The sequence below is a fragment of the Bacillus sp. EKM202B genome (assembly GCF_011066025.1).
Taxonomy (GTDB): Bacteria; Bacillota; Bacilli; order Bacillales; family Bacillaceae_G; genus Bacillus_A; species Bacillus_A toyonensis.
This window is the reverse complement of record NZ_JAAMNK010000003.1, coordinates 122,602-135,585: the sequence shown is the minus strand read 5'-3', so window position 1 is coordinate 135,585 and position 12,984 is coordinate 122,602. Positions and strand designations below refer to the sequence as shown.

Sequence of the window (12,984 nt, the reverse complement as noted above, 5' to 3'; positions counted from 1 at the left end):
ATGTATGGACAAGACAAGGCGCATACATTGAATGAAGAGAACTGAGAAGGGATGAGAAAACATGCTGCCTTCATATGATTTTTTTGTTCATCCAATGTACTTAGTGGAATTGAAAAAAGATATTTGGTCAGATAGTCCAGTGCCAGCAAAATTAACTTATGGAAAAAAGAAGTATGACATTGATATCGTATACCGGGGTGCTCATATTCGCGAATTTGAGAAAAAGTCTTATCATGTTGTATTTTATAAACCGAAAAAATTTCAAGGCGCGAAAGAGTTTCATTTGAATTCTGAGTTTATGGATCCGTCACTCATACGAAATAAATTATCTTTAGATTTTTTTCATGATATTGGTGTACTTTCGCCAAAATCACAACATGTATTTATAAAAATCAATGGTCAAATTCAAGGTGTATATTTACAGTTAGAATCAGTTGATGAAAACTTTTTGAAAAATAGAGGATTACCGAGTGGTTCTATTTATTATGCGATAGATGATGATGCGAATTTTTCATTAATGAGTGAGCGAGATAAAGATGTTAAGACAGAGCTCTTTGCGGGTTATGAATTTAAATATTCGAATAAAAATAGTGAAGAACAACTAAGTGAATTTGTATTTCAAGCGAATACTTTGTCGAGGGAAGATTATGAAAAAGAAATTGGGAAGTTTCTACATGTAGATAAATATTTACGATGGTTAGCTGGAGTAATTTTCACGCAAAACTTTGACGGTTTCGTTCATAACTATGCACTATACCATAACGATGAGACAAATTTATTTGAAGTTATACCGTGGGATTATGATGCAACTTGGGGGCGAGATGTACAAGGGAGACCGCTTAATCATGAATATATTCGCATTCAAGGGTATAACACGTTAAGTGCAAGATTGTTAGACATACCTGTATTTAGAAAGCAGTATCGAAGTATTTTAGAAGAAATATTAGAAGAACAATTTACAGTTTCGTTTATGAGGCCGAAAGTAGAAGCGTTGTGTGAATTGATTCGTCCATATTTACTACAAGATCCATATATGAAAGAAAAATTAGAAACGTTTGATCAAGAGGCTGATATGATTTATGAATATATAAATAAAAGAAGGAAGTATATACAAGACCACTTACATGAATTGGATTAATTTTGAAAGAGATTGGAACATTATCAATCTCTTTTTTTGTATAATAAAGGTGTACCAAAAAAGTGAAATGATATGTATTTGATAGAGAATGGGGTTGTGTAGAGATGACGATTAAATGGATTGATTGGGTAAAACAAATACAATCTATAGCCCAAGCGGGTTTAACGTATTCTAAAGATGTGTACGATATAGAACGTTTCCAACAATTACGAGACATTTCGATTTCGATGATGTCACATTACACAAAAACAGATTGGGAAGTAGTAGCGAAACTATTTGCAAGTGAGACGGGCTATCAAACACCAAAAGTTGATATACGAGCAGTTGTTTGTCAAAATGAAAAGCTATTATTTGTGAAGGAAAAAAGTGATGGGAAATGGGCATTGCCAGGTGGATGGGCTGATGTTGGTTATACGCCAACAGAAGTAGCAGCAAAAGAGGTTTTCGAAGAGACAGGATATGAAGTAGATCGTTTTAAGCTACTAGCTATATTTGATAAAGAAAAGCATCAACCATCACCTTCAGTAACGCATGTATATAAGATTTTTATTGGTTGTAATATTGTTGGTGGGGAAAAGAAGGTTAGTATTGAAACAGAAGAAATAGAGTTTTTTGGTGAAGATGAATTGCCGGATTTATCAATTGCTAGAAATACAGAAGAGCAAATTAAAGAAATGTTTGCTTATATGAAAGACCCACAGAAAGAAAAAATAATAGATTAATGCTGCTTGAATTGTACATATTGTTAAAATGAAGATATTGGCAGATTGCAATCTTTATGTGATAATGGGATGGTATGTGAAGAAAAAAGGAGATAGAAAAGAACATGTTAGCAAATATAATAGATCAGTTATTGCAATTTTTTGCAAGCTTAGGGTACTTTGGAGTAGCTCTTGCTTTAATGATTGAAGTAATCCCAAGTGAAATTGTACTTTCGTATGCTGGCTTTTTAGTAGCGGATGGTAAAATTAGTTTTGTGGGGGCAGTTATCGCCGGAACGATTGGTGGTACTTTAGCGCAAATCTTTTTATACTGGCTTGGATACTACGGAGGGCGTCCGGTTGTAGAGAAATATGGGAAATATCTACTTATTAATAAACACCATTTAGACATAGCGGAAGGTTGGTTTAAACGTTACGGAGCAGGCGTAATATTTTCTGCACGCTTTATTCCAGTAGTACGTCATGCGATCTCTATTCCAGCAGGACTAGCTAAGATGCCATTAAAACTATTTACACTTTATACGGTTGTAGCGATTATTCCGTGGTCAATTCTATTTATATACTTAGGTGAAAAACTTGGTGGGAATTGGCGTCATATTAAAGAGTATGCATCTGATTATACACATTACATAATTATAGGAGCTGTGCTCTTTATTGCACTATACTTCGGTTTAAAGTATTTGAAAAAGAAAAAAACAACACGTTAAAGTCAATGATGATTCATTGGCTTTTTTATTTGTTTCGGTTCTAAACAAAAGGAGTTGTCCATAATGTGTAATAATAAAGCGTAGCGGAGGAATGTGATGAAAGGGTCACCGTTTATACGTGGAACGATATTTTTAACGATGGCAACAATGATATCTAAAATGTTAGGGTTTATATATATTATACCATTTACAGCAATGGTTGGTACGAGTGGGTACGTTCTATACGCGTATGCATATCGTCCTTATACGATTATGCTGAGTATAGCGACGATGGGGTTACCGCTCGCTGTTTCAAAGATGGTATCAAAATATGATCAACTAAATGATTATCATACAGTTAAAAGAGTACTAAAGAGTGGTATCGTTTTTATGTTAATAATGGGAGTTGTATCGTGTGTCACACTGTATGTATTAGCCCCGCATTTAGCTGAACTTGTAGTTGATGGAAGTGATCAAACGGGGAATAGTGTAACTGCTGTCGCTACTAACATTCAAATTGTAAGTTTTGCGTTAATACTTGTACCAGTAATGAGTTTATTAAGAGGCTTCTTTCAAGGATTTCAGTCGATGGGCCCTTCTGCATTAAGTGTAGTTGTAGAGCAATTCTTTCGGGTCTTAACTATATTGATAGGAAGTTTTGTCGTATTATATGTTTTAAAAGCTTCTGTATCGCTAGCAGTTGGTATTTCAACGTTTGGTGCTTTCATGGGAGCAATAGGTGGATTAGCTGTTTTAACTGCGTATTATGTAAGAAGGAGAAGGCATTTAAAGAAAAAAGAGATGGCAAGTATACCGCAAACGACGAAATCTTTCTTCTCGTTGTATAAGGAGCTCTTTACATATTCTATTCCTTTCGTCGTGGTTGGTTTAGCTATTCCTTTGTATCAGACTATAGATACATTTACAATTAATAAACTACTTATACAAATTGGATATATGCAAGGAGAAGCGGAAAAAATCAATGCGATTATTGGTCTTGTTCAAATGGTTGTACTTATCCCAGTTTCAGTTGCGACTGCTTTTAGTATGTCTCTCGTTCCAGAGATGACGAAAGCTTATACAGCAGGGAATACGAAGTTACTATATAAACATTTTACAAAGACGAATCTATTAGTAGTAGGGATTACGGTACCAGCGGCGATTGGAATGATGGTGTTAGCAAAACCAATATATACGCTTTTGTTTAGTACGGGGAATGATCCGGAGATAGGGAGTGTTATTCTACAATATTATGCTCCTGCGTGTATACTATTTTCACTCTTTACTGTAACGGCTGCCATGCTGCAAGGAATTAATCAACAACAGAAAACAGTATTAGGTTTAGTAATCGGAATTATTGTAAAGATAATATTAAATATTGTATTGCTTCCGTATTTCGATTATGTAAGTTTTATCATTTCAACTTACGCTGGCTATACGATTTCAGTTGGTTTTAACTTGTGGATGCTTTCTAAATATGTTATAAAGGCAACATAAGCTTTTTAAGGCAGAGAATCCTCTGTCTTTTTCTACGTTTATAATATTTTTCACGTAAAAGCGTTTTCAAAATAATTTTTCTATTGAAATTTAAACGTATGTTTCATATGCTGAGAATGGCGGTTCAAAAACTGTTATGTAAGAGAGGTAGATTCCTACATGTAAAAAGAATCGGGGTGATAGTATGTTAAATATGTATTTAACAGACCGAAACGGAAAACTACAAGAGATTGAGGAAATGCAAAAGGGTTGCTGGATTAATGTACTTCATCCAACTGAAGAAGAAATTCAGTATTTAGTACAAACTTTAAATGTAGACTTAGATTTCATTAAAGACCCTTTGGATGATGAAGAACGCTCTCGTATTGAAAAGGAAGACAATAATACCTTAATCATCGTCGATATTCCGACAGTTAGGCATGATGAAGAGGGGAATTCGATTTATGACACGATTCCAATAGGTATGATTGTAATGCCAGATTGTTTCGTTACAATTTGCTTAGAAGAGAATCCAATTTTTGAACGTTTTATTAATCAACGTATTAAAGAATTTTATACGTTTAAAAAGACACGCTTTGCACTGCAGCTCTTATATACGATTTCTACTTATTATTTAAGATACTTAAAGCAAATAAATCGAAAAACAATCGATTTAGAGCACCAATTAAATAAATCAATGAAAAACAAAGAAATTTTTACATTGTTAGGCCTTGAAAAAAGTTTAGTTTACTTTACAACATCACTAAAGGCTAATAAAATTGTAATTCAAAAATTAATGCGAAACAGTACATTTTTAAAAATGTATGAAGACGATCAAGATCTATTAGAAGATGTATTAATTGAAAATAAACAGGCTATTGAAATGGCGGAAATATATAGTCACATTTTAAGTGGAATGATGAATACATTTAGTTCCGTTATATCAAATAATTTAAATAGTGTTATGAAACTGTTAACGTCTATTACAATTATTTTATCTTTACCAACAATGGTTTCTAGTTTCTTTGGAATGAACGTAAAGGTTCCATTTGAAGGTGAAGCGTATGGTTTTGTAATTGTACTCATTATATGTGTAACTTTATCGTTCACATTGGCATTTGTTTTTTGGAAGAAACGTTACTTTTAACAATAAAAAAGCTGCTCTAGCATAGTTGTAAAACTACGCTAGAGCAGCTTTTTTGCTATGAAATCTCAATTTTGGAATAGAATATAACATGTGAAATGTAATGTGTATGAAGGTTATGAATTCCGTATAAGCCTTGTCCAATTAATAAAATGGGGTTAAAATTACATATTGTTAAAGAAAAGTTGGAGGAAATACATCATGGAATTGTTTCAATTACCGAAAGCATTCCTGCAAATGAATACAATTTTTATCTCAATATTAATCGAGGCACTTCCGTTTGTGCTAATTGGTGTATTTATTTCAGGATTCATTCAAATGTTTGTGACAGAAGATATGGTGGCAAAATGGATGCCGAAGAACCGATTTCTGTCAGTTTTATTAGCTACTTTTTTAGGCATGATGTTTCCAGGATGTGAATGTGGAATTGTTCCGATTGTAAGACGGTTAATCGGAAAAGGCGTTCCGCCATACGCAGGGATTGCATTTATGTTAACTGGACCGATTATTAATCCGGTTGTACTATTTGCTACATATGTCGCTTTTGGAAGTAGTATGCACATGGTATGGTATCGTTCTATTGTAGCGATTATCGTAGCAATTATCGTTGGAATTATATTATCATTTATGTTTAAAGAACATCAATTACGAGACGATCACTTCCCAGAAGTGAATCATAAGCGTCCGTTACGTAAAAAAATGTGGGAGGTATGTACGCACGCAGTTGAGGAATTCTTCTCAATGGGAAAATACTTAGTACTAGGTGCGTTAATTGCAGCAGCGGTTCAAACGTTTGTACAAACTTCAACACTTCTTGCTATCGGACAAGGGCCGTTTTCTTCATCAGCTGTAATGATGGGACTTGCCTTTATATTATCACTTTGTTCAGAAGCAGATGCATTTATTGCTTCGTCATTCCAAAGTACATTTTCAACAGCATCACTCGTCGCGTTTCTCGTATATGGACCGATGGTGGATATTAAAAATATGTTTATGATGCTTGCGACATTTAAAACAAAATTTGTAATTGTCGTTACAGTTACAGTTACTCTTGTTGTTTATGCAAGCTCACTACTCATTTATGCGATGGGGTGGTAGGTTATGTTTCGAGCATATATATTATTAGGTTTCACAATATTAATTGCACAGCTTCATATTTCAGGTAATATTACGAAATATATCAATATGAAGTATGCTTATTTATCAACAACAGCAGCCATTATTTTAGGGTTTTTAACGATTGTTCAAATTATTATCGTTTTCCAAAAAGAACATCAAAAAGAAAAAAATCAGCACAATTGTGGTTGCGATCATAGTCACTGCGGGCATGATCATTCGAAAGATGAGAATACATGGTGGAAAAAAGTGTTTTCTTACACATTATTCTGTTTTCCAATCATTACAGGATTGTTTTTCCCAATTGCAACATTAGATTCCGATATTGTTAAGGCGAAGGGATTCCATTTTCCAGTAGCGCAAGCAGAAAGTAAAGATCCATTTATGACAAGGCAATTTCTAAGACCTGATACGAGCATTTATTACGGGAAAGAAGGATACCGTGGTGTAATGGAAAAAGGGAAGAAAGAGTTTGTTACGAAAGACAGTATTACTTTAAAAGATGAAGATTTCTTAAAGGGTATGGAGACGATTTATAACTATCCTGGCGAGTTTACTGGGAAAAAATTATCTTTTAAAGGGTTTGTGTTCAGAGATGATTCTTCTAAAAAAGAACAATACTTCTTATTCCGTTTCGGTATTATACACTGTGTAGCGGATTCTGGTGTATATGGTATGTTAGTGAAAAAACCAGAAGGGGTAGAGTGGAATAATGATGACTGGATCCAAGTAGAAGGAGAAATAACAACGGAGTTTTATCAGCCGTTCCATGCCAATATTCCCGTTTTAGAAGTAACGAAATGGAATAAAGTTGAGCAGCCGAAAGAACAATATGTATTTAGAGGAGCCGATTGATAACATCGGTTCTTTTTTATGGACTAAAAGTTCTGAATGTTGTTAATATTAAACGTGTAGTTCATTTAGTGTAGTGAACAGTACATGATTAGTTGAACTCATTGAAAGTATACGGACAGCCCGACTTCCACCTAATTTCTTCTGGGAGTCTTACTACCCGCAAATAGCAGGATAATTAATCAAGGGGGCGATAACAATGACTGAAGTAAAGGGAAAAACAGCTAATGAGTCTAGAGTGTTTAAAACGAGCCGAGTATTTCCAACGGATTTAAATGATCATAATACACTATTTGGTGGGAAAATATTAGCGGAGATGGATATGGTTGCTTCTATTTCAGCAACGAGACATGCAAGAAAAGAATGTGTCACAGCGTCTATGGATTGGGTTGATTTCTTACATCCTGTTCGTTCATCTGATTGCGTTAGTTATGAATCCTTTGTAATTTGGACGGGAAGAACTTCAATGGAAGTTTTTGTGAAGGTAGTGGCTGAAGACTTAATTTCAGGTGAGAAGCGTATAGCTGCAACGTCATTTGTTACATTTGTTGCACTTAGTAAGGAAAATAATCCAGTTCCTGTACCACGAGTTATTCCTGAAACAGAAGAAGAGAAAGAATTACATCGTATTGCTGTATTACGTGCGGAACAACGTAATATTCGTAAGGCAGAGAGTAAGAAAGTAGCCACATTGTTAACTTTTTGAATTGAATATATAGCCGTTAAGGTTACCATAACAAACGATAATGGTTTTAAAATAAAAAGCGGACACCTAAAAATAGGTGTCCGCTTTTATAGTTTTTTCATCCACATATCATATGACAATAACTACTTAGCAGAAGCAAGCAGCACCGACGATGATTAAGAGGATAAATAATACGACTAAAAGCGCAAATCCATTACCATGTGCGAAGCCCATTGTTATTTCCTCCTTTTATTTTAAGATACAACATACAATATGCAAATGAGCTGTTGTTTGATATGGACATATATCATGTAAGGACATTTTTTCTTGAATGATTATGTATAAAAAAAGGGAAGATATAGGAATAACAGTAAGTGGAGAAAGGAAATTATCCATGAAGCACTTTTTCGCTCTAATCCTTTTTTTTATAGGTGTATTCATATGGATGAACATCGATGTGGAAATGGGGAAAAAAATGGCTAGTGAATATGAATTAGGGCAAGTTCGATTAGGCGAATTTCAACTATATACGAACGGAGAAGAGTTATATAGGAGATTATTTGAGGATATAAACAATGCGGAAAAGTATATATATATTCATTTTTATATTGTAGGTAGAGATGAGATAAGCCGAGAGTTTTTACAGTTATTAGAGAAAAAAGCATCTAGCGGGGTAGAAGTGAAGTTGTCAGTCGACCGTATAGGTGGATATAAGCTGAAGAAAAAGATACTGAATCAATTAAAAAGAAAAGGTGTCCAGTTTACATTTAGTAAAAAACCTAAACTGAAAAGTATATTCTATTCTTTGCATCAACGAAATCATAGACGCATTGTTACGATAGATGGAAAGGTATCATACGTCGGTGGTTTTAATATCGGAAAGGAATACCTTGGACAAAATCCGAAATTTGGTCCATGGCGTGATTATCATGTACGTATCAATGGGAATGGTGCAACTGATATGGAAAGAAAATTTGCTAAAGATTGGAAAGGAGATACAGGGGAAAAAATGCCTGCACATGAAAGTTTACCTGCGAAAGGAAATGTAAAATATCAATATTTGTTTTCAAATGGAAAAGGTTTATGGCAGAAATATGGGGTGCTTATAAAGCAGGCTAAAAAGTCTTTAATAATTGCTACACCTTATTTTGTACCAAGTAAAGAAATGATGAAAGAGTTAAAAGATGCATTACATCGCGGTGTTAATGTAAAAATTCTCGTGCCATTTAAAAGTGATGCTGTATTGTTAAAACAAGCTGCTTATCCGTATTTGAAAGACATGTTACATGCTGGAGCGGAAATTTATCAATATCGCAATGGATTTTTTCATGGGAAAGTAACGATCATTGATGGAGAAATTGTTGATATCGGTACAGCAAATTTTGATAATAGAAGTTTTTATTTAAATTGCGAATCTAACTGTCTCATATATGACAAAACAGTTGTTGCTGACGTATGGAGTCGATTAAAGGAGGATTTTCATAAATCAAAACGATTTTCTGAACAGGATTTTGAGGAAATTAGTAAATGGGATTGGTTTTTAGCAAGAATAGCGAATGTTTTAGCGTCATATTTATAGCATATAGACAAAAGGAAAGGAGGAACTTTAATGGACTGTATGAAAGAATTAATGAAGTATAGTTACATGTTAATTTATAAAGTAGGAGAGTATACTGAAAAAATCCGGGATGAAGAATTAAAGGATATAATACAGCACCATTTACCGTATATGTTACAAGCATATAATGAACAAGTGAATTTTCAAGAAGGAGAGAATGTACAGCATATAACATGTGAACCAATTTCGTTTCATTTGTCTGAAATGGAAATGGAAACGGAAAAGGAAATAGATAATACATATACAGGAGATATCCAAATTGCAATCTGTTATATTTCACATTTGAAACGATTAGCATTGAAGTTTGCTCAAGTTGCAGTGGAAGTTGCAAATCCAGAATTTCGTTCGTTTTTGGAAAACTGTTTCCTGAAAATGAATCGTTACGCTTATAGTGTGTGGCAATATGTTGTGAAGAAGGAATATAAAATTACACATATATATGAAAACGAGAAATTTGCATAAAAAACTAAGGCGGAATAGTTGTCGCCCTAGTTTTTTACTTTCATGCAGAGAAAAGGGCTAAATGTAATTATTATTAGAAAATTTACAAACATTTACCGTATATTTACTATTTTTCAATCTTTCCTTTAAAAATAGAGAGTAATATGGGATTGTACATATTCTATCAAAGGGAGGAAACGCAAATGAACAAATGGGTTAAATCATTAACTGCTATGGCACTTGCAAGTTCTTTATTAATGGTAGGTTGTAGTAAAGGTGAGGACAAGAAGAAAGAAGAAGACACAACAACACAACAGGATGAGAAAAAGGATAAAGAAACAAGTGGAACAGAGAAGTCTACTGATTCTAAAGAAAAGAAATAAAGTAATAAAAAAGCTTCCTCTTATATATGAGGAAGCTTTTTTGTTGTATATTGATTGAGAGTATTGAAAAAATAGAGAAAGAATGAGAGAGGAGTAAACAAATGAAAGTATGTGTATTGGGAGCGACAGGTAGAGTAGGTTCGGAAATAATGAAATTAGCATTAAAGGATTCATCCGAAGTGACGGCATTCGTTCGTGATTTAAATAGAATGGAAATAGAACATGACAGGTTACATGTTATAGAAGGAAATATATTAAACGAAAACGATATAAAGAAAGCGATAGAAGGATGTGATATCGTAATTAGCGCTCTTGGAACGGATGGAAATGGGACATTAGCAAAGAGTATGCCAAATATTATAAAGTATATGGAAAAAGAAGGCGTTAAGAAAATTATTACGATAGGAACAGCTGGTATTTTACAAGCGAGAACAAATCCAAATGTATATCGTTTCCAATCATCGGAATCAAAAAGGAAAACGACAGCAGCAGCAGAGGATCATTTAGCTGCATATAAGGCGCTTCATAATAGTGATTTATGTTGGACCATTGTTTGTCCGACGCATTTAATAGACGGTGAGATAACGGGGGTATATCGCACTGAACAACATATATTGCCAGAAGATGGAGCGAAAATTACAGTTGGTGATACAGCACATTTTACATGGGATTTATGCAATGAAAATATATATGAAAATAGTCGAGTTGGTATTTCATATTAAAAAACCATCCCAAAAGCGGGATGGTTAAAAGATGATATAACATACGAAAATGATAATCATAATGATTTGGAGAATAGCTTTCGCTACAGTACTGCTTAAAAAACCAACTACAGTAGCAACTCCTACTAGAAAGGCGTCTTTTGGCGTCTTTTTATGCATAAGCTCTGTGAAAAATACCGATAAGAACGGTATAATTATTAAACCAAAAGGTGGGAAGAAGAACGATCCAACAATGATAGAAATCATACCGACACGTTCGCCCCATTTTGAACTTCCATATTTTTTTAGGAAATATCCATTAGCAATAAAATCAGCGACGAAAATGAATAGGGTGAAAATGGCTTGAATGACCCAAAAAGTAATTGTTAGTTCCCCGCCATTTATACCAAAATGGTAAATCAAATATCCAGCCCATACAGCTAAGATACCTGGGATAATAGGGTAAATAAAGGCGAGAAATGAAATGATGAAACAGGCAATGATACAGATTGTTAAGAAAACAGTCACTTTATAACTCCTTTTTAATATCTAATTTATGTACAGCAATTTTTTTGATTTGATGTCCATCAAGTTCTAATGCTTTAAATTGAAACCCAGCATATTCAATAGAATAACCAGCTTCAATATTTAAGTCAACCGCTTGAGAGAGGAGCCAGCCTCCAATTGTATCTAAATCGCTATCATCAATATGTAGGCCAAACATATCATTTACTTCAGAAATGAGTACTTTTCCATCTAAAACAGTAAGCTTCGGGGTACGCTTTTCAATCATAGGTGATTCATCCGCGTCAAATTCATCTTGAATTTCTCCAATAATTTCTTCAAGAATATCTTCCATTGTTAAAAGCCCAGCAGTACCACCATATTCATCCATAATGATTGCCATCTGAACGCGATTCTTTTGAAGATGTACTAATGTTTTACGGATTGGAACAGTTTCAAATACAGTTAGTACGGGATGTATATAAGATTCAAGTGGTTTATAAATACCTTTTGTTTGATCATGAAATATTTCTTTCGTATTTATCATCCCGATGATGTCATCTTTATCTTTTTCAATTATAGGATAGCGTGTATATTTTTCAGTTGCGACGATATCCATATTTTCTTCTAAAGTATTTTCGGTAGATAAGCAAACCATTTCAGTACGAGGGACCATGATTTCTTTTGCAATCCGGTCATCAAATTCAAAAATATTATTTACATATTTATATTCGGTTTGGTTTATTTCTCCGCTTTTAAAACTCTCACCTAAAATGAGTCGTAATTCCTCTTCTGAATGAGCAAGTTCATTTTCTTTCGCTGGCTCTAAACCGAGTAGTTTTGTGAAAAATATAGCTGCACTATTGAGTAGCCAAATGAACGGATACATAATTTTATCAAATAAAATAAGTGGTTTGGCAAATTTGAGTGTGATTGCTTCTGCTTTTTGAATTGCGAAAGACTTTGGAACTAATTCACCTAATACAACGTGGAAAAATGTAATAACGCTAAAAGCAATAATAAAAGATAACGTGTTAGCCATTGTTCCAGTCATGTTGATTTTTTCAAAAAGCGGTCGTAGTATATGTTCCACAGTCGGTTCACCAAGCCAACCAAGCCCTAAAGAAGTAATCGTAATCCCGAGCTGACAAGCTGATAAATAAACATCTAAATTAGATAGGACACTTCTTGCAGCTAAAGCTTGTTTATTACCTTCATTTGCAAGTTGGTCAATTCGGCTTTTTCGTACTTTTACAACAGCGAATTCTGATGCAACGAAAAAGCCCGAAATAAGAATAAGTACAAAGATGAGAAAAATATTTAATATGTCCAAGTGTGTTCTCTATTCCAAAGTTTGAAATAAAGATGTCACCTCCTGCAATTATGTTATACTTTTATAATAAATCCAAATGAAAAGAATAGTCAAAGGAAAAGGGTAAATATTGGCATGTTTATAGTGTAGTTTTAGAGTTTGTTGTTATTTTGTCCTCGATACAAAAGGAATAACCCTCTACTTTC

At 33.9% G+C, this 12,984-nt stretch carries 15 protein-coding genes; 12 read left to right on the top strand and 3 right to left on the bottom strand.

Annotated features, from left to right (window positions below; all coding sequences use genetic code 11):
- Positions 1-61: 61 nt before the first annotated feature.
- The 8 genes from cotH (at position 62) to G9F74_RS06210 (ending at position 7,840) form a co-directional block, all read left to right on the top strand.
- On the top strand, positions 62-1,138 hold the full coding sequence (gene cotH, locus G9F74_RS06245; RefSeq protein WP_016108230.1) for a spore coat protein CotH: 1,077 nt from the start codon (positions 62-64) through the stop codon (positions 1,136-1,138).
- Positions 1,139-1,242: 104 nt separating this feature from the next.
- Positions 1,243-1,860 (top strand): NUDIX hydrolase N-terminal domain-containing protein, encoded by a 618-nt coding sequence (locus G9F74_RS06240; RefSeq protein WP_016108231.1) that lies wholly within the window; start codon positions 1,243-1,245, stop codon positions 1,858-1,860.
- A 104-nt stretch (positions 1,861-1,964) separates the two neighbouring features.
- Positions 1,965-2,567, top strand: a complete 603-nt coding sequence (gene uptA / locus G9F74_RS06235; RefSeq protein WP_000880689.1) for an undecaprenyl phosphate transporter UptA — start codon at positions 1,965-1,967, stop codon at positions 2,565-2,567.
- 96 nt (positions 2,568-2,663) lie between these two features.
- The gene (locus tag G9F74_RS06230; protein WP_002038509.1) at positions 2,664-4,043 is read left to right on the top strand and encodes a putative polysaccharide biosynthesis protein; all 1,380 of its coding nucleotides are present in this window, start codon (positions 2,664-2,666) and stop codon (positions 4,041-4,043) included.
- A 184-nt stretch (positions 4,044-4,227) separates the two neighbouring features.
- A complete protein-coding gene (locus G9F74_RS06225; protein WP_000933700.1) occupies positions 4,228-5,169 on the top strand; it encodes a magnesium transporter CorA family protein in 942 nt (313 codons plus the stop codon).
- 198 nt (positions 5,170-5,367) lie between these two features.
- Positions 5,368-6,264: a permease gene (locus tag G9F74_RS06220; protein ID WP_000418718.1), complete on the top strand. Its 897-nt coding sequence runs from the start codon at positions 5,368-5,370 to the stop codon at positions 6,262-6,264.
- Between the two features lie 3 nt (positions 6,265-6,267).
- Positions 6,268-7,137 carry a TIGR03943 family putative permease subunit gene (locus tag G9F74_RS06215; protein ID WP_016108232.1) on the top strand — a complete coding sequence of 290 codons (870 nt, stop codon included), beginning with the start codon at positions 6,268-6,270 and terminating at the stop codon, positions 7,135-7,137.
- A 196-nt stretch (positions 7,138-7,333) separates the two neighbouring features.
- Positions 7,334-7,840, top strand: coding sequence for an acyl-CoA thioesterase (locus tag G9F74_RS06210; protein WP_000141169.1), 507 nt, complete (start codon positions 7,334-7,336; stop codon positions 7,838-7,840).
- 126 nt (positions 7,841-7,966) lie between these two features.
- On the opposite strand, the gene G9F74_RS06205 is transcribed toward G9F74_RS06210, so the two are convergent.
- Positions 7,967-8,053, bottom strand: coding sequence for a YjcZ family sporulation protein (locus tag G9F74_RS06205; protein ID WP_000505094.1), 87 nt, complete (start codon positions 8,051-8,053; stop codon positions 7,967-7,969).
- 160 nt (positions 8,054-8,213) lie between these two features.
- On the opposite strand from G9F74_RS06205, the gene cls reads away from it, so the two are divergent.
- The 4 genes from cls (at position 8,214) to G9F74_RS06185 (ending at position 10,983) form a co-directional block, all read left to right on the top strand.
- Entirely contained in the window at positions 8,214-9,398 is a 1,185-nt protein-coding gene (cls, locus tag G9F74_RS06200; RefSeq protein WP_033668578.1) for a cardiolipin synthase, read from the top strand.
- Between the two features lie 30 nt (positions 9,399-9,428).
- Positions 9,429-9,899, top strand: a complete 471-nt coding sequence (locus G9F74_RS06195; RefSeq protein WP_016108234.1) for a spore coat protein — start codon at positions 9,429-9,431, stop codon at positions 9,897-9,899.
- 182 nt (positions 9,900-10,081) lie between these two features.
- The gene (locus tag G9F74_RS06190) at positions 10,082-10,261 is read left to right on the top strand and encodes a hypothetical protein (RefSeq protein ID WP_001045965.1); all 180 of its coding nucleotides are present in this window, start codon (positions 10,082-10,084) and stop codon (positions 10,259-10,261) included.
- A 101-nt stretch (positions 10,262-10,362) separates the two neighbouring features.
- Complete coding sequence (locus tag G9F74_RS06185; RefSeq protein ID WP_000861679.1) at positions 10,363-10,983, top strand: NAD(P)-dependent oxidoreductase; 621 nt, start codon at positions 10,363-10,365, stop codon at positions 10,981-10,983.
- Positions 10,984-11,007: 24 nt separating this feature from the next.
- Here the strand turns inward: G9F74_RS06185 and G9F74_RS06180 are convergent, their stop codons facing one another.
- Together G9F74_RS06180 and G9F74_RS06175 are read right to left on the bottom strand one after the other, a co-directional pair.
- The gene (locus G9F74_RS06180; protein WP_000215663.1) at positions 11,008-11,490 is read right to left on the bottom strand and encodes a DUF456 domain-containing protein; all 483 of its coding nucleotides are present in this window, start codon (positions 11,488-11,490) and stop codon (positions 11,008-11,010) included.
- 1 nt (position 11,491) lies between these two features.
- Positions 11,492-12,799 carry a hemolysin family protein gene (locus G9F74_RS06175; protein WP_016108235.1) on the bottom strand — a complete coding sequence of 436 codons (1,308 nt, stop codon included), beginning with the start codon at positions 12,797-12,799 and terminating at the stop codon, positions 11,492-11,494.
- Positions 12,800-12,984: the final 185 nt, after the last annotated feature.